At 70.6% G+C, this 22,839-nt stretch carries 19 protein-coding genes; 6 read left to right on the forward strand and 13 right to left on the reverse strand.

Features of this window, described 5'->3' with window-relative positions; translation table 11 throughout:
- Positions 1-55: 55 nt before the first annotated feature.
- Positions 56-1,069 carry an asparaginase gene (locus tag WBG79_RS06485; RefSeq protein ID WP_337356290.1) on the reverse strand — a complete coding sequence of 338 codons (1,014 nt, stop codon included), beginning with the start codon at positions 1,067-1,069 and terminating at the stop codon, positions 56-58.
- 97 nt (positions 1,070-1,166) lie between these two features.
- Between WBG79_RS06485 and WBG79_RS06490 the strand changes: the two genes are divergently transcribed.
- Positions 1,167-1,430 carry a hypothetical protein gene (locus WBG79_RS06490; protein WP_337356291.1) on the forward strand — a complete coding sequence of 88 codons (264 nt, stop codon included), beginning with the start codon at positions 1,167-1,169 and terminating at the stop codon, positions 1,428-1,430.
- Between the two features lie 102 nt (positions 1,431-1,532).
- Complete coding sequence (locus WBG79_RS06495; protein ID WP_337356292.1) at positions 1,533-2,555, forward strand: sulfotransferase family 2 domain-containing protein; 1,023 nt, start codon at positions 1,533-1,535, stop codon at positions 2,553-2,555.
- On the opposite strand, the gene WBG79_RS06500 is transcribed toward WBG79_RS06495, so the two are convergent.
- The gene (locus WBG79_RS06500; protein WP_337356293.1) at positions 2,536-4,752 is read right to left on the reverse strand and encodes a glycosyltransferase; all 2,217 of its coding nucleotides are present in this window, start codon (positions 4,750-4,752) and stop codon (positions 2,536-2,538) included. The genes WBG79_RS06495 and WBG79_RS06500 overlap by 20 nt on opposite strands.
- 261 nt (positions 4,753-5,013) lie before the next feature.
- On the opposite strand from WBG79_RS06500, the gene WBG79_RS06505 reads away from it, so the two are divergent.
- The 3 genes from WBG79_RS06505 (at position 5,014) to WBG79_RS06515 (ending at position 10,481) form a co-directional block, all read left to right on the forward strand.
- Positions 5,014-7,458 (forward strand): hypothetical protein, encoded by a 2,445-nt coding sequence (locus tag WBG79_RS06505; RefSeq protein ID WP_337356294.1) that lies wholly within the window; start codon positions 5,014-5,016, stop codon positions 7,456-7,458.
- Positions 7,459-7,542: 84 nt separating this feature from the next.
- Positions 7,543-9,492: a glycosyltransferase family 4 protein gene (locus WBG79_RS06510; RefSeq protein ID WP_337356295.1), complete on the forward strand. Its 1,950-nt coding sequence runs from the start codon at positions 7,543-7,545 to the stop codon at positions 9,490-9,492.
- Positions 9,489-10,481 (forward strand): glycosyltransferase family 2 protein, encoded by a 993-nt coding sequence (locus WBG79_RS06515; protein ID WP_337356296.1) that lies wholly within the window; start codon positions 9,489-9,491, stop codon positions 10,479-10,481. Before WBG79_RS06510 ends, WBG79_RS06515 begins: the two co-directional genes overlap by 4 nt.
- Positions 10,482-10,625: 144 nt before the next feature.
- On the opposite strand, the gene WBG79_RS06520 is transcribed toward WBG79_RS06515, so the two are convergent.
- The 11 genes from WBG79_RS06520 to rfbC form a co-directional block, all read right to left on the reverse strand.
- Positions 10,626-11,474, reverse strand: a complete 849-nt coding sequence (locus WBG79_RS06520) for a class I SAM-dependent methyltransferase (RefSeq protein WP_337356297.1) — start codon at positions 11,472-11,474, stop codon at positions 10,626-10,628.
- Positions 11,475-11,541: 67 nt separating this feature from the next.
- On the reverse strand, positions 11,542-12,705 hold the full coding sequence (locus tag WBG79_RS06525) for an AGE family epimerase/isomerase (RefSeq protein ID WP_337356298.1): 1,164 nt from the start codon (positions 12,703-12,705) through the stop codon (positions 11,542-11,544).
- Between the two features lie 26 nt (positions 12,706-12,731).
- Positions 12,732-13,307, reverse strand: coding sequence for a D-sedoheptulose-7-phosphate isomerase (locus WBG79_RS06530; protein WP_337356299.1), 576 nt, complete (start codon positions 13,305-13,307; stop codon positions 12,732-12,734).
- A 25-nt stretch (positions 13,308-13,332) separates the two neighbouring features.
- Positions 13,333-14,253: an NAD-dependent epimerase/dehydratase family protein gene (locus WBG79_RS06535; RefSeq protein ID WP_337356300.1), complete on the reverse strand. Its 921-nt coding sequence runs from the start codon at positions 14,251-14,253 to the stop codon at positions 13,333-13,335.
- Positions 14,254-14,271: 18 nt separating this feature from the next.
- Positions 14,272-15,282 (reverse strand): GDP-mannose 4,6-dehydratase, encoded by a 1,011-nt coding sequence (locus WBG79_RS06540; protein WP_337356301.1) that lies wholly within the window; start codon positions 15,280-15,282, stop codon positions 14,272-14,274.
- Between the two features lie 50 nt (positions 15,283-15,332).
- A complete protein-coding gene (locus tag WBG79_RS06545) occupies positions 15,333-16,325 on the reverse strand; it encodes a GHMP family kinase ATP-binding protein (protein WP_337356302.1) in 993 nt (330 codons plus the stop codon).
- Positions 16,319-17,557 carry an HAD-IIIA family hydrolase gene (locus tag WBG79_RS06550; RefSeq protein WP_337356303.1) on the reverse strand — a complete coding sequence of 413 codons (1,239 nt, stop codon included), beginning with the start codon at positions 17,555-17,557 and terminating at the stop codon, positions 16,319-16,321. The genes WBG79_RS06545 and WBG79_RS06550 overlap by 7 nt, the downstream gene beginning before the upstream one ends.
- A 173-nt stretch (positions 17,558-17,730) precedes the next feature.
- Positions 17,731-18,594: a glucose-1-phosphate thymidylyltransferase RfbA gene (gene rfbA / locus WBG79_RS06555; protein ID WP_337356304.1), complete on the reverse strand. Its 864-nt coding sequence runs from the start codon at positions 18,592-18,594 to the stop codon at positions 17,731-17,733.
- Positions 18,591-19,496 (reverse strand): dTDP-4-dehydrorhamnose reductase, encoded by a 906-nt coding sequence (gene rfbD, locus WBG79_RS06560; protein WP_337356305.1) that lies wholly within the window; start codon positions 19,494-19,496, stop codon positions 18,591-18,593. Before rfbD ends, rfbA begins: the two co-directional genes overlap by 4 nt.
- Positions 19,497-19,500: 4 nt before the next feature.
- Positions 19,501-20,559 (reverse strand): dTDP-glucose 4,6-dehydratase, encoded by a 1,059-nt coding sequence (gene rfbB / locus WBG79_RS06565; protein WP_337356306.1) that lies wholly within the window; start codon positions 20,557-20,559, stop codon positions 19,501-19,503.
- Positions 20,560-20,573: 14 nt separating this feature from the next.
- Entirely contained in the window at positions 20,574-21,140 is a 567-nt protein-coding gene (gene rfbC / locus WBG79_RS06570; protein ID WP_337356307.1) for a dTDP-4-dehydrorhamnose 3,5-epimerase, read from the reverse strand.
- A gap of 182 nt (positions 21,141-21,322) precedes the next feature.
- Between rfbC and WBG79_RS06575 the strand changes: the two genes are divergently transcribed.
- A complete protein-coding gene (locus WBG79_RS06575) occupies positions 21,323-22,822 on the forward strand; it encodes a phosphomannomutase/phosphoglucomutase (RefSeq protein WP_337356308.1) in 1,500 nt (499 codons plus the stop codon).
- The last annotated feature ends 17 nt before the right edge of the window (positions 22,823-22,839 follow it).

Consider the following 22,839-nt stretch of genomic DNA (forward strand, 5'->3'; position numbering starts at 1 on the left):
CGATTTATTGAATGCACCGCAAAAGGCCGTCTGTCGCTCGGCCGGCGCCCCTGGATCAGAACTGCGCATCCCCCAAGGCGGCCGCAGCCCTCACGGAGCCGACCGGCCAGCGGTTTCGGTTGAGGAGGGCGGGCTCGACGAAGGGCCGCATCTCGGGGCTCTCCTCGAGGCCGAGCAGCCGTGCCGCGAGCGTGGCGAGAATCACCTCGGCGGCCCGCCCGGCACCGTCGTCGCACTTGACCGCGATGCCCAGGCCCTGCTCGGGCAGGGCCGCGCAGAAGACGCCTTCGGCCCCGGTCTTGGCGTAGAGGCGCCCGGGGAAGGCGGACATGAAGCGCGTGCAGAACCGGTTGGTGCCGGCCACCATGTAGGGCTCGGCCATGCCGGCCTCGAGGATGCGGCGGGCGGCGGCGGCGCGTCCGGGCGTCAGGCCGACCCCGGTGGCGAGCCGGGCAAAGCCGGCGGCGAGCCGCTCCAGCGGGATCGCCCAGGTCGGAATCGAGCAGCCGTCGATGCCCTGGACCTCGGGGCCCAGCGGCGTGCGGAAGACGTTCTCCATCGTGGTCCGGATCTCGCGCTGGACCGGGTGCTCGGGGGCGACGTAGCCGGCCGGGTCGAGGCCGGCGTGGCAGGCGAAGCAGACGAAGCCGGCATGCTTGCCCGAGCAGTTGTTGTGCAAGGCCCCCGGCTTCAGCCCGGCGATGTGCAGCCGGCCGATGTCGTCCTGCCGCTCGGGCCATTGCGGGCCGCATTCGAGGTCGGCCTCGGTGCGCCCGACCCTCGCCAGCATGGCCGCCGCGGTGGCCACGTGCCGGGGCTCGCCGTTGTGGGAGGCGCCCGCCAGCGCCAGTTCGGCCGGACCGAAGCCGAGCGCGTCGGCCGCGCCCGATTCGACCAGCGGGATCGCCTGCACGGCCTTGACGGCCGAGCGGGGGAAGATCGGCCGGGCGACGTCGCCGAGCGCCAGCAGGAGCTTTCCGTCGGCGTCCGAAATCGCCGCCGCGCCCCTGTGCCAGCTCTCGACCAGCGGCCCGCGCGTGACTTCGACCAGGACGGGATTGGCGGACATGGGAGTCTCCGGCGGAATTACGAAGGCGGATTGAGCCGCATCAAGGCGGCCCGGAGGAGAGAGGGAATAGATCCGGTTCTGTCAACAGGAGGCGCTCATGATCTCGAAGGAGGACATCATCGGTCTCTGCGGGCTGGAGCCGGAGGAGGTCGAGGCGATCGCCGAGCACGAGCACATCCCCGATGTGGCCGCGGCCGCGCTCGCCGACTACCTGCTGCACCGCGCGCACGGCACCGACCGGATCCGCGACATGATCGTGGAGGACCTGCGTGCGGCTCTCGGCCGCGGCGAGAGCGAGCACGCCTCCAGGCTCTTCATGGCGCTGAGGCACTTTCTGGCGGAGCACCCGGACGCGGCCTGATCACGGGGGACGTGGGTACCCTTGAAACGGAGGCCTTTTGCCGCCAAACAGGCGGCATCAGGGCAGGCCGCCGCGGACCTGCGCTTCAACCGGGACCCGGCGTTGCTCTCCCTCCTTCGTCGCCTCAGGCGCAACTTGGTGCTGGTCCACCTGCCGAAGACCGGCGGCACCTCCGCCCGGGTCGCCCTGATGAAGCACGAGCGGAAGCGCCAATTCATCCTGGATTACGGGCCTGACCAGAAGGACACGTCGAGCGCGTTCAGGGACATCCTGGCAGATCCCGTCCGGTTCGGGTCCCTCGGCGACCGGCTCGACCGCGAGCGCGGCACCTTCGTGCTCGGCCATTTCCGCGGCATCAAGTACAGGCGCTACTTCGCGCTCGAGGACTTTGCCACCTTCCTGCGCGAGCCCTATGCGAGGCTCCTGTCCGAGTACAACCATCACGTCGTGCGCGGCCGGATCGAATGCAGCTTCGGCGACTTCCTGGCGATGCCCCGCTTCCGCAACACCATGAGCCGCGGCCTGGACGGGCTCGACGTCGAGCGCTTCGGTTTCCTCGGCGTGACCGAATCCTTCGAACGGGACTTCCCGCGCTTCCTCGCCTTCGTCGGGATCGGCGGTGCCGTCGAGCGCGCCAACAGCGGCCGATACGGGCCGGAAATCGCCGCCCTGAGGCGGGATGCGGAGTTCCAGGCGCTGGCGCGCCGCCTGAACGAGGACGATTTCGCGCTGTACGACTTCGTGGCCGGCCGGCTCGCCGGCCGGGACCTCGCCACGCCCTCCTGGCTGGAGGCCGCGCGGGCCGGCATCCGCGGGGAGGCGGCCATCGCGCCGGACGGGACCGTGCACGGCTGGGTCGCGCGCGGGCAGGACGAGCCCCCGCGCCGCCTGCGCCTCGTCGCCGAGGGCCGGGAGATCGGATCGACCGAAGCCGCCATGGAGCGGGACGACATCCGCCGCCATTTCCTTAGCGAGCATCCGGACTGCGGATTCGGCTTCGCGCCAGACCTGCTGCGCGGTCCCGGCGTGGTTCCCTCGCGCGTCTGGGTGGTCGACGTCGAGACCGGGGCAACCATCCCCGGCTGCCCGCTCCACGTCCCGCCTCTCAGTCCGCCCGCGGCATGAAGTTGCCGTTGCCCCGGTCGAAGTGCCGCGAATAGAACGGGTCCGCCTCGAGCGCGGCTCCCCAGGTCCGCGCCATGTGGTCGACCTCCTTGAGGAACCGCGCCTTCTTGTCCGGCGCCATGTCGTCGCCGCGCGACACGGACTCGTGGTGGACCAGTTCGGCGTATGGGGTCCAGACCACGCGGTATCCCGCGCGCCGCAGCCGCAGGCAGAAGTCCACGTCGTTGAAGGCGACTGCCAGGTTCTCGGCGTCGAGGCCGCCGACTTCGGCGTAGACCGCCGACCGGACGGCCAGGCAGGCGGCCGTCACCGCACTGAGGTCCTGGGGGAGGAGCAGCCGATCCTGGTAGCCGCGGGCGTTCCCCGGTTCGCCGAGGTGCAGGTGCCCGGCGACGCCGCGGCGCGAAAGGAGGCCGACGCCCCCGTGCTGCACCGTTCCGCCCGGATAGAGGAGCTTGGCCCCGACCGCGCCGACATCGGGCTGCATGACCCAGCCGGCGAGCTCCCGAAGCCATTCCGGGTCGCGGACCTCGGTGTCGTTGTTCAGGAGGACCAGGATCTCTCCGCGCGCCGCCGCGGCTGCCGCATTGTTGATGGCCGAGAAGTTGAAGGCTCCGGGCCACTCAAGGATGCGGACCCGCGGATCCCTTGCGAGTTCGGCGAAGAGGTCCCGCGTCGCCGGCTCCACGGACCCGTTGTCGACGACGAGGATCTCGTAGGCCGGATAGTCTGTCTTGCCGAGCACCGACCCGATGCAGACGGCGAGGAGATCGGCGCGGTCGCGCGTCGGGACGACAAGCGTGACGAGGGGGACCGGATCGGGCAGCCGCCAACGGACCCGGTTCCCCTGTCGCACCGGATCGTAGGCGACGGTTGCCCGGCCCGACAGCGCCTCGGCGACCGCCGGCGTCCGCGCCGCCGGATCCTCCCAGGCAATCGGTTGCGCCCGCCCGGTCCGATGGACGAGCACGGAATCCACATGCACGATCGCGCCGGGCGTGCCGGCGTGGCGAAGCACCAGCCGCGTCAACGGGGCCGACCCCGGACCGGTCGGGCCGGCGTCCCGCAGGGCGGATGCGCGGACCGCCAGCACGGCGCCGAGATAGTCCCGGGCATGGTAGAGCGCCTCTGACCATGCGGGGCGGAACACCGGATCGCAGCGATGGCCGTCTTCTCCGATCCGATCCTCGTCGCAGTAGGCGAGGACCGCCTCCCGGTGGCCGGCGACGGCGTGCGCGAAGGCCACCAGCGCGTGGCGGGCGAAGCGGGCGTCCGGCGGGGCGAGGAGAACCCAGTCGCCTGCGTCCGCCGGCAGGGATCGCGCGGCGGCCAGCAGGGCGGCAGCCGGTGAGCCCCCCGATCCCGGATCCGCCTCGTGCAGACTCCAGTGAGGGTAGGGCTGGGCCTCCAGGGTCCCGCGCAGCGCCATTGCGGTCGCGGGGCCGCCGCCGGCCGTCGCCGGCAGGACGACGGCGAAGGAGGGCGGAGGACCGGCGATCCCGAGCCTGCCCTCTCGGTAGCCGGCGAGGAGGCGAACGGCCGAGACCTCCTCGATGCCCGCCCAGCGCCGGTAGCGTTCCTGGACCGTCAAGGGCGGGGGAGGGGCGCTGCCGCCCTCGTCGAAGCTGTCGAAATCCCTCTTCGCCAGAGTCCCGGCGGCCCCCGCCAGGAACCGGAGCAGCCCGGAGGGTCCCTTGCGGAGGCTCGCGCGCCCAGCCCGCAGGCCGGCGAGCGCCAGCTCGAGCGCGGATAGCCGCCGGAGCCGGCAGTTTTCGACCTGGAGCTCGAGGCGGACGCGGGAAAGCTGGAGCCGCAAGGCCAGCGCGGGACGCGGCAGGCGGAAGAAGGCCGAATAGGACCCGCGCGCGCCGGCCTTTAGGTTGAAGGCGTAGCGCTCCTCGAAACGTCCGTCGAGGTCGACATACAGGCGCGGCTTCACCGGGATCGGGGCCCTGATGCGCAGGTCCAGCGCATACCATCCCGGCGCCAGCCCCCGCTCCGACGCGAAGTCCAGGGCGGCGGCATCCTCGAGAAGCACGAGCCGCTCGTCCTCGGCGATCACCGCATCGGCGGCGCTGAGGCGCGCCGGCAGGTCCCAGCCGGCCACCAGCGCCGCCACGGCCGCCGGCACCGGCCCGGCACCCCCTGGCACCGGGGCAGCGCCCGGCGCCGGATGCGTGTCTTCCCGCAGTGCCATGGCCGAGCCCACCCCCTGTCGTCCCGACCTATACGATCGCTCCGGCCCGGGCAACCGGCCCGGCCCGCCCCTCCCATGAGGCTACCCCCGACAGCCCGAGCCACCGCGGCGGACACGCGGCGGTAGACCCGGTGCGGGAGTCCTGGCACGGTCCGGATCGAACGATTCCGGCCGGGAACAGGTCGGGCAGCGCCGCGACGGCGCGCTCGCCGGCCGTCTGTCGGCTGACCCCGATCGGCGGGGCGGAGACGCGGGAGTATCATGCGCAAGCGCAGGCAGGCCATCATCGTCCTCGGCATGCACCGGAGCGGCACGTCGGCCCTGACCCGCGTCGCCTCGCTGCTCGGCGGCGTCGCACCGCGCCACACCCTCGCCGCCAATCCCGCGAACGAGAAGGGCTACTGGGAGTCCGGCGTGCTCGTCGGGATCAACGACGAGATCCTGGCGTCCGCCGGGCTGTCCTGGTCCGACTGGAAGCCCTTTCCAGACGCCTGGTACGCGTCGCCGGTGGCCACCGAGGCGCGATCGAGGCTCGCGGAGGCCGTCACCGCCGAGTTCGGATCCGCTCGGAGCTTCGTCCTCAAGGACCCGCGGATGTGCCGGCTGATGCCGCTGTGGCTCGACGTGCTGGCCGAGTTGGAGATCGAGCCACGCATCCTCCTCTCGGTCCGCCATCCGCTCGAGGTCGTCGAGTCGCTCGGCAAGCGCGACGGCCTGTCGACCCAACACGCTCTTTCGCTCTGGCTCCGGTACAACCTCGACGCCGAACGCGGCAGTCGGGGGCAGCCCCGGGGCGTCGTCCGCTACGACAGGTTGATCGAGGACTGGCGCGACGAGGTGGCGCAGGCGGGGGCCGTGGCAGGCATTCCGTGGCCGCGGCTGGGGTCAGGTGTCGATCGCGAAGTGGACGAATTCCTGGTCGACGATCTGCGCCACCATAAGGCCGGTGCGAAGGCGGCGCGGAAGCTCGCCTCGCTGTCGCCCTGGGCCGCCGACCTCTACGGCGCCCTGCTGGACCTCCAGGCTGATCCGGCCCGGCGCGACCTTTGCGAAAGGGTCGATGCGGTCCGGCTCGCCTTCGACGAGGCCGACCGGCTGTTCGGGCGGGAACTCGGGCGGGTCCGGGCCGACCTCGAAGCCGAGAAGACCGCGAAGAGCGAGGCCGAACGGACGCTTTCGGCCGAATTGGAGTCCCTGCGCGCCGCGCTCCGTGACGTCGAGGCCACCTCCGCCGAGCAGCGCCGCGAAGCGGAGGCCCGGATCGCCGAGGCGCAGGCGGAACGGGAAAGGCAGGTGGAGGCCCGCCTCGTCAACAGCGCCGCGGCGCTCGCCGACGCCGAGGAGCGCGCCGGCCGAGCCGCGGAGGCCCTCGCGGAGGCGGAGGAGCGGGCCGCCCGTTCGGCGGCTGCGCTTTCGGAACTGCAGGCGCGGGCGGAGCGGTCGGCGACGGCGCTCGCGGTCGCCGAGGATCAGCACCGGGCGGCGACGGCGCGCGAAGCGGCCGTGCGGTTCCGGCTCGCCGAGGTGGAGCGGGATCTCGCGGTGGCGCGGGCCGAGAACGGGCGGGTTTCCGAGGTCAATGCCGCCTTGACCCGGAGCCTCGCGGACATCGGCGCCGCCATGGGGCAGAACCAGGCGGCCCTGGCGTCGCTCGAGCAGCGGCTCGGCCAGATGCAGGCGGAGGCGCGCGCCGCGGAGGCTCTGCCGACCCTCAAGGCCGAGCGGGACGAGGCGCGCGAGAAGGCCGCCGCCGCCGAACTGGCGATCACCCGGCTGCACCGCGACCTGGCCCAGCGTTCGTCCTCGATCGCCGTTCTGGAGGCGGAGGTCGCCGCGCTCCGTGCGGAGGTGGCGGCCGCCCTGGACCGGTCCGCGCGACTGGAGCAGGAATCGCGCGCAACCGCTCGGGTCGTCGACACGGACCGCACGGCGCTCGGCGAACTCCACGAGGAGGTGGCGACCCTGGGGCAGCAGGCGCTCCAGATCAGCGCCGCCGCCCAGAAGCGGGCCGCCGAGCAGGCCGCCTTGCGGGAGCAACTCCGAAACGCGGGAAAGACCTACGGATCGATCTTCGGGCTGCTCGGCGGCAAGCTCAGGGCCGACCTGTTCGGAAAGCGGGCGCCCCGCGCCGAGCCGCCCGCGAAGCCGCGCGTCTCGGAGACCAGCGTCGCGCTGGTCGGCGCCAGCCCCCTGTTCGACGCCGCCTACTACCTGACCCGCAACCCGGACGTGGCCAAGGCCGGCTGGGACCCCGCGCGCCACTACCTGGTTCACGGCTGGCGGGAGGGCCGAGATCCGCATCCGCTGTTCGCCACCCGCTGGTATCTCGCCGCCAACCCGGACGTGGCCTCGTCGGACCGCAATCCGCTGATCCACTTCCTGCGTGTCGGGGGGCGCGAGTTCCGCGACCCGAATCCGCTCTTCTCCTCCGGCGACTATGCCGCCCGGAAGGGCATGGCGCGGGACGGCGGCGAGATCCCGGTCCTGCACTACCTCGCAGCGCGGCCCGGCGCGGAACCGGAGATCCTCGCGCTGTTCGACGAGCCCGCCTATGTCGCCCTGTGCCCGGCAGCCGCCCACGACCGGCACGGCGCGCTGGGGCACTACCTGCGCGTCGGCAGGGCGTCGGGTGTCGCCGTGACGCTTTCCCCGGAGGCCGAGGACCGGCTGCGGGCGGCTGCCGGGCCCGTTCCCATATCCGATTGACGTAACGGAACGAATCGCAGCTTTGGATGGAGAATGACGAGCGGCGGGTATGGACGCGCGGGAGCTTTCGGGGAACGGCTTTTCATGGGGATCTGGCACGCCATCACGGGTCATAGCCGGCAGCGCCGGGCCGTGCTCGGCAGCGGGCTCTTCGACGCCGCCTACTACCTGTCGCAGTTCAAGGATTCCAGGGAGATCCCGGCGGATCCGCTCGCGCACTTCCTCGCTGCCGGGTGGAAGCAGGGCCGGCAGCCGAACCCAGTGTTCCACACCGCGTGGTACCGGTCCCGGCATCTCGGGACGCGGCGCAAGGTCAATCCACTCCTCCACTACATCGCGAGCGGCTGGAAGGCGGGCCTCGCGCCGCACCCGCTCTTCGACCCCCGCTGGTACCTAGCCCGTTACCCCGACCTCCAGAAGAAGCCCCTGGACCCGCTGCTGCACTTCCTGCGGCATGGCTCGGCGGAATTGCGCGACCCGAACCCGCTCTTCGATGCGGCACACTACGTCGCACGGCACCGGACCCCGGAGCCGACCTCCCTCTCGGCCTTGGCCCACTACATCTCGGCCAACGGCGACCCGGCGGCGGTGAGCCTGCCGCTCTTCGACGCGGGGGCCTATCTCTGGAACAACCCCGACGTCGAACAGAGCACGCTGACGCCGCTCGGACACTACCTGCAGCATGGGCGCCACGAGAACCGCCGCATGGTGCTGAACGGGGCCGCGCGATCCCGCATGGACCTGGCGGAGGGCCGCCCGACGGCGGGCCCGATTCCGCTCGCGATGGGGTTGCCCGCCGCGACTGCGGTGGCGCCTCCGCCGCCCGCCGGCGCGATAGCGGAACCGGCGCCCCCGGCCGCCGCGGCGCCGGCCGGCGCACCCGCGCCGTTCCGGTCGATCCTCGTGGTCAGCCAGTACTGCCCCTCTCGCGCGCATGCGGGCGGGCTGCGTATCCTGGACCTTTACCGCTTCATCAAGTCCCGCTGGCCGGGCCTGCGCGTCGACCTCTACACGCATCCCCGCCCGGGGATCGACTGGAGCTATGCGGACGCCGAGGCTCTGTTCGACGCGGTCCACTACGCCGCGACCGAGGACCTGACGGCCGCCGAGATCACGAGGCTCGCCGGCGGCCGCCACTACGACGTGGTCGACTACCAGTTCGTCCATGCCGGGCGCGATCACCGCGCCATGCGGGCGATCGGCGACCGGTTCCTCTTCACGCCCATGGAGGTCCTCACCCGGTCGCTCCACATCGCCGCCCAGTCGGCGGACCGACGCAAGGTGTTCAACCGCATACCCCATTTCGCCACCACGCTGGCGGCCGCGGCGGCCGAGGTGGACCTGACCCATGCGGTCGACTGGACCGTCTGCGTCAGCCGCTCGGATGCGGCGTTCCTCCGGGCCATAACGGGCCGTCGCACGATTCAGCCGATCGAGACGGGGCTCTCGGGTCTGGAGTTCGACCTCGACCGGCTGGCGCGCGAGACACCGCCGGCGCCCTCGGGCAAGCGGAACGTGATCGTCTACGTCGCCTATTTCGGCTCCGACACCAACGTGCAGGCCTTGGACTGGCTGCTCCGGGAGGTGCACCCGCGCATCCGCGACGCCGTTCCCGACTACCGACTGGACGTGGTCGGCCGCGGGGACCTGGAGCCGTTCCGGGCCCTGGCGGACGAGGCCGTCGAGCTCGTCGGCGAGGTGCCCGATCTCGCGCCCTTCATCGCACGCGCCAAGGTGGGCATCGCCCCCGCCCTCGGCGGCGCGGGGTTCCGGGGCAAGGTCAACCAGTATGCCCTCTTCGGCGTGCCGAGCGTGGTCTCCCGGCTCGCCGCCAAGGGCCTCGCCTATCGCGACGGGTCCGACATCCTCGTCGCCGATGGCCCGGAAGACTTCGCGCGGGGCTGCATCCGGCTTCTCCAGGACGGCCCCTATGCCGACCACATGGCGCGCCGCGCCAAGGAGACCTGCCTCGCCCGCTACACCTGGGCCGGACAGGCCGACCGCATCGCCAAGGTCTATGGGCTTCCCCGATGACGACGCAACCGCCCAAGGTGACCGTTGTGGTCCCCTCCTACAATCACGGCGCCTATATCGGGCAGCGTCTCGAATCGATCCTGAACCAGACCTACCGGGACTTCGAGCTCGTCGTCATCGACGACCGGTCGCCCGACCACTCGGACGACGTGATCCGGTCCTACCTGGACAGCCACCAGTTCCGATACATCCGCAACGAGAAGAACAGCGGGACACCCTTCGCGGCCTGGGAATATGCCGCGCGGACCGCACGCGGCACCTACCTGTGGATCTGCGAATCCGACGACGTCGCCGATCCGCAGTTCCTGTCGGTCGCCGTGCCGGCCATGGACGCCAACCCCGACGCCGCCCTGTTCTACACCGACAGCTGGATCATCGACGCGAAGGGCGAGCGCATCGATTCCACCGACAGCTACTTCCACGACATCTGGCAGGAATCGCGCTGGGACGCCGACTTCAAGGCGGACGGCTTGCAGGAGCTGAAGCACTTCCAATTGCGCGGCCAGACGGTGCCGAACATGAGCTCGGCCCTGATCCGCACCGACGCCTTCCGGGCCGCCTACACGCCCATCCTCAAGCGATTCCGGCTTTGCGGCGACTGGGTCTTCATCGGGCTCGTCATGCTGCAGGGGGCCGTCCTGTTCCGGAACGAGGCGCTGAGCCACTTCCGGCGGCACGAATCGACCGCGCGGGTCCGCGTCAAGTCGGCGCTGTCGCAGGCGGAGTTCGTGCTGACCAAGTACCTGCTCTACCGGGCCGGAGGCTACCCGCCGCGGGACTTCGCCCACGCGGTCCGCCTCGACGGCATCCGGTTCATCTACGAGCCGGCGAGCGCCTGGGACGTCGTCAAGGCGATGCTGTCGGTGTCGCCGGTCAAGACGATCGGGGCCGGATTGATGCTGGCCTACTCGCTCGCCCACCATCGGGACTACGTCGCCCGCTACCGCGCCCGGCGGCGCCAGCAGGCCCTCGCCGCCCGAGGATCGTGAAGCCGCGTCATGCCGGCCCCACGAAGATCCGACCTTTCGATCTGTCTTTTGCCGGGCTTGTCCCGGCAATCGACGCCACCAGGACCGAACGCCCGTCCTGGATGCCCGGCATGACAGAAGAAAAGACGCTACAAGGGGACTAGATCACTTCCTGGCGACGAACTGCAGCTGGTAGCCGCCGAGGTAGCCGAATTCCAGCGAGTACATGCAGAGCGCATAGACGTCGCGGAAGCCGAGGCGCCGGACGTCGTCGAGCATCTCCCAGCCGAAATGGGTGAAGCACAGGCAGCCTTCAGTGGTCAGCGGGTCGCCGTGATACTCGGGCGGCAGGATGTGCTCGATGCCGGTCTCGGTGAGGCGGGCCCGGATCGTGTTGCGCGGATTGCCGGACACGAACGGAACGGACCAGAAGAGGTGGCCGTCGGGCCGCAGGACCCGGTGGCATTCCCGGAAGGCTGCCATGAAGTCCGGAATGTGCTCGAGCACGTCGAGCGACACGACCGCATCGAAGCTGTCGTCCGCGAAGGTGAGCGCGGTAAGGTCCTCGTTGCGCACCCCGGCCGCGTTGGCGGCGCCCCGCGGGACCGCCGCGCCCAGATATTCGCTGCCGACCGTCGCCGGGTAGGCTCCCGCGAAATAGGCGTACATGGGGGTGACCTGTTCGGTCGCATAGATCGTGCTGTCGTCGTGCAGCCCGAGCTCCATGTCGACCGCGTGGATGGTCGCCCGCATGCGGTTGTTGAAGTAGGTCAGCGGGCAGAGCACCCGCTCCCGCCAGTTCACCACCGGCGGACCGGGCGAATGCTGGAAGTCGACCAGGAAATCGACCTGCCGGCCTGCCGTGTAGGAATAGCCGGGCACCGTGAAGGACCGGTTGTCCGGCGGGACAAGCGCCTGGATGGCGTCCATGTGCCGCGCCAGGTTGCCGGCCTCGCGCGCCGAATAGCGCAGGAAGTCCTCGTAGGTCCGCAGTCTCGCCACGCGCAGCGACATGCCCGTCTCCCTGCCGCGGGCAGGAGCGGGCCGATTTCGGCGCGCCTGCCCGAGCTCGATGATTCTGTCATTCCGGCACCGGCGGCACGGCCGCCCGGCGCCACGACCGCAGGCTCCGGATCGCTCCGGCCAGGTGATAGAGCGTGCTGGCCGGCATCGTCCGGCTGACGGGGCGGTCGACCTCGTCGAGCTGGTCGATCCAGCCGCCGCCGAGTTCCGCGACGGCATAGCAGCGCCTCAGCCGCTCCGCCATCGCTTCGACGAGGGCCGCCCGGGCCATGCCGCCGGCGGCGGCCTCGGCGACAAGGGCCTTGAGGGCTTCGCAGTGGGGCCAGAGGCGGCTCGATCGCTTGCGGACGGCCCCGTCCTCGCCCGTCTCGTCGACGACCCGCCCGGTCGCCGGATCGACGCCAGTCGCCAGCGCTGCGGCGACCAGCCGCCCCGGCAGGCCGGGGCACGCGCGCCCGGTGATCGCCGCATGGCGGTCCAGGAGCCAAGCCCACTCCATCTGGTGTCCCGGCTCCACGCTGCCCAGGCCCGGCGCGGGCGCGACGGTCCAATCTTCGTGGAACAGCTCCCGCACGGTGCCGGCCTCGGGGTCGACGAAGCGCGCGAGCGCCAGGTCGAGCACCTCGTCCCGGAGGCGGGCGATCCGCTCGTCGGGAAGGACCACCGAGAGCTCGAGGAGAGCCTCGAAGAGGTGCATGTGCGGGTTCTGCCGGCGCAACCCGTCGGGCCGCGGCAGGGCGTCCCAGAAGCCGCCGTGCCGCGGGTCCCGGAAGTCGCGCTCCAGATGGTCGAGGCTCCGATCGACGGCCGACCGGAAGGGCCCCGGCACGCCGAGGCGCAGGAGCCAGGCGAGGGCGTAGAGGACGAAGGCATGGGCGTAGAGATCGCTCGTGGCGACGCTGCGGCCGGGCTCGGGACCGATCGAGAAGAGCCACCCGGGGGCATCGCCCGCCGGCCGCCAACGGGCGAGCAAGGTGCGTCCGGCCAAGGCGGCCAGGTCGGCGCCGGGCGGAAACGTGCCGTCGAGCCCGGCCTCGGCGAAGACGCTGATCTGGCGCGCCTGCACCATGACGCGCCGCGGCGCCGTCGCGACGGGCAGGCGGTCGAACCCGAGCTGCTCGTGGAAGGCGCCGGTGTCCCGGTCGAAGCCGGCGCCGGCCCAGAGCGGCAGCGCCTCCGCGGCGTACCAGTCCAGAAGGGAGTCCACGGCCGCGGCGCTCATGCCTTTGCGTCCCGGTTCGGCGAGGGTCAGATGAACCCGACGGCGCGAAGGCCGTCCTCGATATGGGCGCAGAGCGCGTGTTCGAGGAACACATGCGCTTCCTGGATGACCGAGTTCGCGTCCGACGGCACCACCAGCGGTACCGTCGCCAGGCCGGCGGCCTGTCCGCCGCCCTTGCCGAGGAGACCGATGCTGGCGATGCCGAGCCGGGACGCGACCTCCAGCGCGCGCAGGATGTTCTCCGAGTTGCCGGAGGTGGAGACGGCGACCAGAACGTCGCCGCGCCGTCCGAGCGCCTCGACCTGTCGGGAGAAGATCTCCGCGAAGGAGAAGTCGTTGGCGATCAGCGTCAGGGCCGAGCTGTCCGTCGTCAGCGCCAGCGCCGCGAGCGGCCGCCGGTTGGTCGAGTAGCGGCCCGTGATCTCGGAGGCGAAATGCTGGCAGTCCCCGGCCGAGCCGCCGTTGCCGCAGATCATCAGCTTGCCCCCCGACGCCAGTGCCTCCACCGCGAGGCCGGCGGCACGGGCGAGATCCGGTCCGAGCCCGCGCATCGTCGCGAAGGCCTCGAGATGCCGGTTCAGCATGTCCTCGAACAGAGCCACGTCCCCTCCAGAGCCGATCAGGCGTTCAGGCGTTCAGGCCGTACCAATCCCAGGTCTCCCGGAGGCCGACCTCGATCGGGTAGACGCATTCAAATCCGATGGAGGCGAGCCGGCCGAGGTCGTAGGCGCGATAGTCCTGGCCGTTCGGCTTGCTCGCGTCCCAGACGATGCGGTCGGAAAGGCCCGAGATGCGGCCGAGCGCCTCCACGATCTCGGCGATTCTGTAGACGCGGCCGCTGCCGATGTTCACCGGCCCGCTCAGCCGCTCCATGATCGCCAGCCCGACCCGGGCGGCGTCCTTCACGTACATGAAGTCCCGCCGCGCCGAGCCGTCGCCCCAGACCACCACCTCTCCGCCGGTCCGGCCAGCGTCGTGGAACTTCTTGACGAGCGAGGGCACGACGTGGCCGCCGACCGTGTCGAACTTGTCCCGGGGACCGAAGAGGTTGCAGGAGACGATGTAGGCCCAGTCGAGCCCGTAGCTGTCCGTGTAGGCCTCCAGCATGGCCAGCATGGCCCGCTTGGCGTGCGCGTAGGCGTTCTCGGACGGGTGCGGGCGGCCCGCGAAGATGTCGTCCTCCTTGAGCGGCAGCGACGGCGGCGGATAGGGATAGACCGCTCCCGTGCCCATCACGGTGATCTTGCGCACCCCGGCGCGCCGGCTCGCCTCGACCACGTTGGTGTTGATGGTGACGTTGTCGAGGAACGACAGGCCCTGGTTCATCATGTTGCCGAGGATGCCGTAGACCCGCGCCGCCGCATGGAACACATAGGCCGGCCGATGCGCCTCGAAGAACGCGAAGGTCGCCGCCCGGTCGGTGAGGTCGCAGTCCTCCCGGCCCAGCGGGACCACGTGGCCGAAGCCTTCCCCGGCGAGGAGTTCCACGAGAGCTGAGCCGACCAGCCCCCTGGCTCCGGTGACGAGAATGACGGCGTCCCTATCCATGGTCTCGCTCCCGCGGGTTCAGCGCGTCAGGAAATACTCGTGCTTGTCGACGCGCTGGCGCCAGTAGTCGAGGAGGTCCCGCATGGTGGTCTCGAACGGGATCTCGGGCTGCCAGCCCGTGTGGTTGCGGAATTTGGTCGTGTCGGGGACCTGCAGGTCGGCGTCGATAGGGCGCAGGCGTGCCGGGTCGGTCTCGACCGCGATGGCGTCCATGGTGGAATAGCCGATGAGCGTGTCGAGCATCGTCCGGATGCTGCAAGTGTGCGAGCCGCCGATGTTGTAGTAGGCGCCCGCGGTCGGGTTGACGGTGACCAGCATGTGGTAGGCGCGCACAGCGTCGCGCACGTCCGCCCATGTGCGCAGGCTGTCGAGGTTGCCCACCTTCACGACGGGCGGAAGCTTGTTGCGCTCGATCATCGCGATCTGCTTGGCAAAGGTGGATTCGGCGAAGACGTCCCCCCGGCGGGGGCCCGTATGGGTGAACATGCGCGTCGTCATCACGCACATGCCGTAGGCCTCGGCGTAGTAGCGGCCGACCAGGTCCGTGCCGACCTTCGAGATGGCGTAGGGCGACGCCGGATGGAACGTGCATTCCTCGTCGATCGGCAGCTTCTCCTTCGGCACGCGGCCGAACACCTCCGAGGACGCGCAGACGTGGATGACCGCCTCGGGCGCATGGGTCCGCAAGGCGCCGAGCAGGCGTTCGGTGCCCTGGATGTTGGTGTCGAGCGTGTCCAGCGGCGCCGTGAAGGAGGTCTGCGGATAGCTTTGCGCGGCCAGATGGAAGACGTAGTGCGGCTTGGCGGCGGCGACGCAGGCCTGGATCGCCATCGTGTCGCGCAGGTCGGCATAGTGGAGCATGATCCGGTCGCCGCGGTTGATGCGGTCGAGGTGCGCGGCGATGTTGTCGAGCGGGCTGCGCCAGCGAAGCATGCCGTGGATCTCCCAGTCGGTCCGCTCCAGGAGGAAGTCCAGGAGGTGGGAGCCGACCATCCCGGTCACGCCGGTGATGAGTGCGCGTGTGGCCATCGCGTTCGCCTGTCCTTGGTGCCTGTTCGGGCCGAAGCCGTCCCGCCTTATCAGCGGGTGACGATCCGGGCGCCCTCGTCCTCGGTCTCGATCTTGACGAAATTCTGCGGCCCGAACGCCTCGGCCAGACGCTTCTGGCATTCGGGCGGAGCCAGGAACATGAAGAAGCCCCCGCCGCCGGCCCCGCACAGCTTGCCCCCGTAGGCGCCGAGCTTCATGCCGACCTCGTAGATCTCGTCGACCCGCGGCGTCGTGATGGCCGAGGAGAGCTTGCGCTTCGTCTCCCAGCCCTCGCTGAGCAGCCGGCCGAAATCGGCGAGGAGCCGCTCGGCGTCGTCGTTCTCCAGGATGCGCAGGCCCTCCCGGCAGAGGTCGACGAGGTGGCGCAGCTCGGTCCGGATCTTCCCCTCCGCGGTGCGCCGCACCTGCTCGTCCAGGGTCTGTGACGCCGAGCGCTGCAGGCCGGTATAGACGAGGCAGAGGCTCTCATTCAGCGCGTCCCGGTTCTCGGTCTTCATGCGGATCGGCTGGATCGCGAAATCGTCGCCCTGGAAGGTGTAGAGGCTGAGCCCGCCGAAGGCCGCATGGGTCTGGTCCTGGATCCCGACGTTTTCCTGCAGCAGGTCGTGCTCGATCCTGACCGCCTTCCGCATCAGGTCGTACTTGGTGATCTTGCGCCCCGACAGGTGCTCGATCAGCCGCACGAACCCCACCGTGAAGGCGGACGAGCTGCCCAGCCCGGAATTGCCCGGCAGGTCGGAGATGATGGCGATGTTGAGCGGCTCGTCGTAGCCGCAGTCCTGCAGGGTCGCCCGGATCGCGTTGTGCTTGATGTCCTCGATGCGGTCGACCGTCTCGACCATCCGGTAGGTGACCCGGAATCGCGTCTCGGCATAGCCGACCATCGGCAGCGTGACGATGTAGATGTATTTGTTGATCGACGAGCCCAGCACCGCGCCCGGGAACTCCCGGAAATAGGCCGGATAGTCGGTTCCGCCGCCGAAGAAGCTGACGCGGAGCGGGGATCGGGCGATGGTCAGCATGGCGCGGCGGCCCGTCGGTGTTGCGGGGAGGAGAGGATCCGGCCGACGACGGCGGCGAGATCGCCGACGTTCGGCTCGATGGCGAAGCCGGGGATGCCCGCGGCCTCGGCGGCCTGCAGGTCGGTCGGCCGGTCGCCGACGAGGAAGCTCGCGCTGCGGTCGAGCGGCCAGTCGGCGAAGGCCCGCTCGATCATGCCTGATCCGGGCTTGCGGTCCGGATGGTCGCCGATGTAGCCGGGGACCTTTCCTTCCGGATGGAAGGGGCAGTGGTAGAAGGCGTCGATCCGGGCGCCCGCCTCCAGAAGACGCGCCCGCATGGCCCTGTGGAAGTCGGCCACGTCGCCCTCGGTATAGTAGCCGTGGCTGACGCCGGCCTGGTTCGTGACCACGACGACCCGGTATCCGGCCCGGTTCAGGAGGCGGACGGCTTCGACGGCGGTCGGGGTGAAGCGCAGGTCGTCGACGCGGTGGGTGTAGCCGCCGTCAATATTGAGGACGCCGTCGCGGTCCAGGAAGGCGGCCGGGCGGCGAAGCGCCGCGTCCAGGCTGCGTTCGCCGCTCGCCAGGCTCTCCGGCGTTCCGATATCCAGGAAGAAGCCATCGGCGGTGATGCCGTCCAGCGCGCCGCAGCCGACCAGGGCCGGGAAGACGTCCTGCTCGATCGAGGACGGCGTCCGGTCGATCGTCGACAGGACGGCCTCGCGCCGCAGCAGATAGAGGCCGGCGTTGATGAGGCCGGGTCCCGCGACCGCGGCCTTTTCCCGAAAGGCCGCGATCCGGCCGTCGTCCGAGAGCTCCACGCGGCCATACCGGGCGGTGTCCTCGATCCGGCGCAGGAGCAGGCGCCCGGCCCGGCCGGCGACGAGCGGAGGGGCGAGCAGGGGCGCCAGATCGGCGAGAAAGAGGGAATCGCCGTTGGTCATCAGGAAGGTGTCGTCGAGCCGGTCCGCGACCTGCGTCAGGGCGCCGGCCGTCCCGAGCGGCGCCGGCTCCACGGAGACCTCCACGTCGACGCCGTGGACGGACCGCCCGCGGAAGTGCGCCTCCACGAGGTCGCCCCGGTATCCGGCGAGGAGGAGCACACGGTCGATGCCGTAGGCGCTGAGCTCCCGGATCACGTGCTCGACGAAAGGCCGGCCGGCGACCTCCAGCATGGGCTTCGGGCGGTCGATCCCGAGGGCCCGCAGACGCGTCCCCAGTCCTCCCACCAGAACGACGGCCTGCCTGGTCATCCCGCTCCATCCCATCCGGCAGTCGCACCTGAATCGGCCGCTCGGCCCCTGCCAATCGTGCAAGGCCGCCGACGGCCTGGTCGAATCGCCAGCCGGAGCGCTTGCCGTCCCGACGTTGATCGGCTGCGTATCACGTTACGTCAACAACCAGGGCACGCGCACGCGTCCCGCCATCACGAGACGAGAGCGAGCAGGTAGCGCCCATAGGCGGTCTTCTCGAGCACCCGCCCCCGCGCGCGCACCTGGTCGGCGCCGATGAAGCCGTTCACGTAGGCGATCTCCTCCAGGCAGGCGACCTGCAGGCCCTGGCGCTTCTGGATCACACGCACGAACTCGGACGCCTCCACCAGGCTGTCATGGGTGCCGGTGTCCAGCCAGGCATAGCCGCGGGACAGGACTTCGACGAAGAGTTCGCCGAGTTCCATGTAGATCCTGTTCAGGTCGGTGATCTCGAACTCCCCGCGTGCCGACGGCTTCAGGTTACGCGCAAAGTCGAGGACGCGGTTGTCGTAGAAGTAGAGCCCGGTCACCGCGAAGCTGGACTTGGGCCGCTCAGGCTTTTCCTCGATCGACAGGGCGCGCCCGGTCGGGTCGAGCTCCACCACGCCGTACCGCTGCGGGTCCTCGACATGATAGGCGAACACCGTGGCGCCGCGTCGTCGCTCGGTGGCCCGTCGCAGCAGCTCGCGCATGCCGGCGCCGAAGTAGATGTTGTCGCCCAGGATCAGCGCCGCCTGGTCGTCGCCCACGAAGTCGCGCCCGATCGTGAAGGCCTGCGCGAGCCCTTCCGGCCGCGGCTGCACCGCGTAGCGGATGTCCAGGCCGAGGTCCGACCCGTCGCCGAACAGGCGGCGGTAGTTGTCCAGGAACTCGGGCGAGGAGATGATCAGGATCTCCCGGATGTGGGCCAACATCAGGGTCGACAGCGGATAGTAGATCATCGGCTTGTCGTAGACCGGCAGAAGCTGCTTGTTGACCGCGAGGGTCGCCGGATGCAGCCGGGTCCCGGAGCCGCCCGCGAGCACGATGCCTTTCATGGGGAGGTCCCTTGCTGGCCCGGCTCCGCCAGCAGCCGCTCGACGAGCGAGTCGATGCCGGCCTGCCACGGGCGGGGCGTGATGCCATAGTCGTTGCGGAGGCGCTCGAGCGAGAGGCGGGAATTCGCCGGCCGCCGCGCCGGGGTCGGGTAGTCGGCCGTCGCGATCGCCTGCACGTCGGGCGCCGGCCCGCCGTGGCGTCGCGACGCCTCGAAGACGGCCCGGGCCAGTCCGCACCACGTGGTCTCGCCGCTGCTGGTGAAGTGGAAGGTCCCGGTCGGCGCCGCCGGGTCGCGGACGAGACGGATCATCATGGTCTGCAGCACCGCCGCCACGTCCGCCGCCAGGGCGGGGGCGCCCCACTGGTCGTCGACCACGCGCAGCACCGGCCGCTCGCGGCCGAGCCGGAGCATGGTCCGGACGAAGTTCGCGCCATGCGCGCCCACCACCCAGGATGTGCGCAGGATGGCGTGGCGCGCGCGCGCAGTGCGCACGGCCTGCTCACCCCCCTCCTTGGAGGCGCCGTAGACGCCGAGGGGACGCACCGGATCGTCGACGTCGTAGGGCCCGGCTTTCGACCCGTCGAAAACGTAGTCGGTCGAGACCTGCACGATCGGGATGCCGCGCCGGGCCGCATGGGCCGCCAGGACGGCCGGCGCGAGCGCGTTGACGCTCCAGGCCTCGGCGACCTCGCTCTCGGCTTTGTCGACCGCCGTGTAGGCGCCGACGGAGAGGATGCCGGCGAGATCTCGCGACATGAGCCAGTGCTCGATCGAGGCCCGGTCCGCGAGGTCGAGTTCGGCCCGCGCCGGCGCGATCGGCGTCAGGCCCTCCGGCCAGTCGAGCGCCGCCAGCTCCGCTCCGACCTGGCCCGTGCTGCCCGTGAGGAGGATGCCGGCCATCGGGTCAGGCCGACTTCAGGCCGAGGCGCTGGCCGACATAGCCCCGCTCCTGGACCGCCCGCCACCAGGCCTCGTTGTCGAGATACCAGCGCACCGTCCGCTCCAGTCCGCTCTCAAAGGTCTCGAGCGGCTGCCAGCCGAGCTCCCGGCGGATCTTCTCCGCGTCGATCGCATAGCGCGCGTCGTGCCCGGGACGGTCCGCCACGAAGGTCACCTGCTCGCCGTAGGACCGGCCGTCGGCCCTCGGGCGCAGGCGGTCCAGGATCCCGCAGACGGACGTCACCACGTCGATGTTGCGGCGCTCGGCGTTCCCGCCGATGTTGTAGGTCTCGCCCGGCCGCCCCGCCTCGAACACGCGCGTCAGGGCGCGCACGTGATCCTCCACGAAGAGCCAGTCCCGGACGTTCTCGCCCTTGCCGTAGACCGGCAGCGGCTCCCCGGACAGGCACTTGATGATCATCAGCGGAATGAGCTTCTCGGGAAAATGGTAGGGCCCGTAGTTGTTCGAGCAGTTGGTGACGAGGGTCGGCAGGCCGTAGGTGTGATGCCAGGCCCTGACGAGATGGTCGGACGAAGCCTTCGAGGCCGAGTAAGGCGAGCGCGGGTCGTAGGGGCTCGCTTCGGTGAAGAGCCCGTCTGGCCCGAGCGAACCGAAGACCTCGTCGGTCGAGACGTGATGGAAGCGGAACCCCACCGCTGCCTCCTGAGGCAGTCGGCGCCAGTAGTCGAGGGCCGCCGCCAGCATCGTGTAGGTGCCGACCACGTTGGTCTCGATGAAGGCGCCCGGGCCGTCGATCGAGCGGTCCACATGCGATTCGGCCGCCAGATGGGTCACGACATCCGGCCGGAACGCGTCCAGGATCTCGGCGACCTTGGCGGCGTCGCATACGTCGGCCCGGACGAATCGGTAGCGGGGCGACCCGGCCACCGGCTCCACGGAGGCGAGGCTGCCCGCATAGGTGAGCTTGTCGAGGTTGAGGACCTCGTGGCCGGTCTCCCGGATGAGGTGGCGCACCAGCGCCGATCCGATGAACCCGGCGCCACCCGTGACCAGCACCCGCATGCCCCGTCCTCCCTTCAGCTCTCGATCGGCGCGAGCGGCCGTCCGTCGTAGGGGAACGGACTCTCGAAGGCCCGCAGCCCCGGCAGGACGGCGTCCTTGGACGAGGTCACCGGGTCGATGCCGGCCGGGATGGGCCAGGGCAGCGCAAGGTCCGGATCGTTCCAGCGCAGGCCCCCGTCGCAGTCCGGGGCATAGAAGTCCGAGACCTTGTAGGTCACTTCCGTGTCCGGCTCCAGCGTCAGGAACCCGTGGGCGAAGCCGACCGGGATATAGAGCTGGCGGCCGTTCGCGGCGGACAGCTCGGCCGCCGCCCAGCGGCCGTAGGTCGGAGACCCGCGCCTGATGTCGACCGCCACGTCCCAGATCCGTCCGCGGATGCAGCGGACCAGCTTGGCCTGAGCCCGGGGCGGCCTCTGGAAATGCAGGCCCCGGAGGACGCCGGCCGGACGTGACAAGGAATGGTTGTCCTGCACGAAGCGGACGTCGATGCCCCGCCTGCTGAAGTCCGCCTCGCTGTAGACCTCGGTGAACCAGCCCCGGTCGTCGCCGAAACGCCGTGGTTCGATGAGAAGAACGGGCACGGTGAGCGGCTCCGAAATGCGTCGAGCCCGGGCATGGTGACGCTGGGACGCGTTAACAGATCCGGCCCCGGCTGACAATGCCGGCCTGGGTTCGGCCGCCCGCCGTCGACCTCGCCCTCGAAGCCTCGATTGACGGCGGCCGGGGCCTGTGCAATCCCGATCGGACACTCCCGCGAGCGCTCATGTTCCCCCGTCCCCGCCCCTTCCTCACGCCGAACACCTTCGCGTACGAGTCCGAGCCCATGGTCAAGCCGACCGGGTTCCGGGAGTACGATGCTCGGTGGCTGTTCGGGACGGAGCTCAACCTCATGGGCGTGCAGGCCCTGGGGATGGGCCTCGGGACGCTGCTGGGCGAACGCGGCGTGGCGCGCGAGATCGTCACCGGCCATGATTTCCGGAGCTACTCGGCCGCGATCAAGATGGCGCTCGTCTCCGGGCTGATGGCCGCGGGATGCCGCGTCCACGACATCGGGCTCGCGCTGACGCCGATGTGCTACTTCGCGCAGTTCGCGCTCGACGTCCCGGCCTGCGCCATGGTCACCGCCTCCCACAACGAGAACGGCTGGACCGGGGTGAAGATGGGCGCGGGCCGGCCGCTCACCTTCGGGCCGGACGAGATGGGCCGGCTGAAGGAGATCGTCCTGTCCGCCGCGTTCGACCTCTGCGGCGGCGGGTCCTACGTCTTCGTGCCGGATTTCGCCGAGGCCTACATCGCCGACCTGACCCGCCGGCCGCGCTTCGCCCGCCGGCTCAAGGTCGTCGCCGCCTGCGGCAACGGCACGGCCGGCGCCTTCGCGCCGCGGGTCCTGGAGGCGCTCGGCTGCGACGTGGTGCCGCTCGACGCGGAGCTCGACCACACCTTCCCGCGCTACAACCCCAATCCCGAAGACCTCCGGATGCTGCACGCGATCCGCGACGCCGTCCTGGAGCACGGGGCCGACGTGGGCCTCGGCTTCGACGGCGACGGCGACCGCTGCGGCGTCATCGACGACAGCGGCGAGGAGATCTTCGCCGACAAGGTCGGGGTCATGCTGGCGCGCGACCTTTCCGCGCTGCATCCGGGGGCGACCTTCGTGGTGGACGTCAAGTCGACCGGGCTCTACGCCACCGACCCGGTGCTGAAGGCCCGCGGCGCGGTGACCGACTACTGGAAGACCGGCCACTCCTATATCAAGCGGCGCGTGCAGGAGCTCGGGGCCGTCGCCGGATTCGAGAAGTCCGGACACTACTTCTTCAACCCCCCCGTGGGTCGCGGCTACGACGACGGGCTCGTGTCGGCCATCGCCGTGCTGGACATGCTCGACCGCAACCCGGGGCGGTCCATGTCCGATCTGAGGCGGACGCTGCCGCGCACATGGTCCTCGCCCACCATGTCGCCCCACTGCGCCGACGAGGTGAAATACGACGTCGTCGAGCGCGTCGTGGCGCGTTTCCGGGCGATGCGGGCCGCCGGGGACGCCGTGGCCGGCCAGCCGATCACCGAGCTCGTCACCGTGAACGGCGTCCGGGTCACGACCGCGGACGGGACCTGGGGCCTGGTCCGGGCCTCGTCCAACAAGCCGGAACTGGTCGTGGTCGTCGAGAGCCCGGTCTCCGAAGCACGCATGCACGAAATCTTCCGGGCCGTCGATACCGTGCTCCGGGAGAACCCGGAGGTCGGCGCCTACAACCAGTCGCTCTGAGGGCGGGGAGCCCACCC

The organism is Prosthecomicrobium sp. N25 (assembly GCF_037203705.1).
Classification (GTDB): domain Bacteria; phylum Pseudomonadota; class Alphaproteobacteria; order Rhizobiales; family Ancalomicrobiaceae; genus Prosthecodimorpha.

Coding starts and splice junctions, on each gene's coding strand:
- WBG79_RS06485 (WP_337356290.1), bottom strand. CDS start 1,069: ATGTCCGCCAATCCCGTCCTGGTCGAAGTCACGCGCGGGCCGCTGGTC.
- WBG79_RS06490 (WP_337356291.1), top strand. CDS start 1,167: ATGATCTCGAAGGAGGACATCATCGGTCTCTGCGGGCTGGAGCCGGAG.
- WBG79_RS06500 (WP_337356293.1), bottom strand. CDS start 4,752: ATGGCACTGCGGGAAGACACGCATCCGGCGCCGGGCGCTGCCCCGGTG.
- WBG79_RS06505 (WP_337356294.1), top strand. CDS start 5,014: ATGCGCAAGCGCAGGCAGGCCATCATCGTCCTCGGCATGCACCGGAGC.
- WBG79_RS06510 (WP_337356295.1), top strand. CDS start 7,543: ATGGGGATCTGGCACGCCATCACGGGTCATAGCCGGCAGCGCCGGGCC.
- WBG79_RS06515 (WP_337356296.1), top strand. CDS start 9,489: ATGACGACGCAACCGCCCAAGGTGACCGTTGTGGTCCCCTCCTACAAT.
- WBG79_RS06520 (WP_337356297.1), bottom strand. CDS start 11,474: ATGTCGCTGCGCGTGGCGAGACTGCGGACCTACGAGGACTTCCTGCGC.
- WBG79_RS06525 (WP_337356298.1), bottom strand. CDS start 12,705: ATGAGCGCCGCGGCCGTGGACTCCCTTCTGGACTGGTACGCCGCGGAG.
- WBG79_RS06535 (WP_337356300.1), bottom strand. CDS start 14,253: ATGGATAGGGACGCCGTCATTCTCGTCACCGGAGCCAGGGGGCTGGTC.
- WBG79_RS06540 (WP_337356301.1), bottom strand. CDS start 15,282: ATGGCCACACGCGCACTCATCACCGGCGTGACCGGGATGGTCGGCTCC.
- WBG79_RS06545 (WP_337356302.1), bottom strand. CDS start 16,325: ATGCTGACCATCGCCCGATCCCCGCTCCGCGTCAGCTTCTTCGGCGGC.
- WBG79_RS06550 (WP_337356303.1), bottom strand. CDS start 17,557: ATGACCAGGCAGGCCGTCGTTCTGGTGGGAGGACTGGGGACGCGTCTG.
- rfbA (WP_337356304.1), bottom strand. CDS start 18,594: ATGAAAGGCATCGTGCTCGCGGGCGGCTCCGGGACCCGGCTGCATCCG.
- rfbD (WP_337356305.1), bottom strand. CDS start 19,496: ATGGCCGGCATCCTCCTCACGGGCAGCACGGGCCAGGTCGGAGCGGAG.
- rfbB (WP_337356306.1), bottom strand. CDS start 20,559: ATGCGGGTGCTGGTCACGGGTGGCGCCGGGTTCATCGGATCGGCGCTG.
- WBG79_RS06575 (WP_337356308.1), top strand. CDS start 21,323: ATGTTCCCCCGTCCCCGCCCCTTCCTCACGCCGAACACCTTCGCGTAC.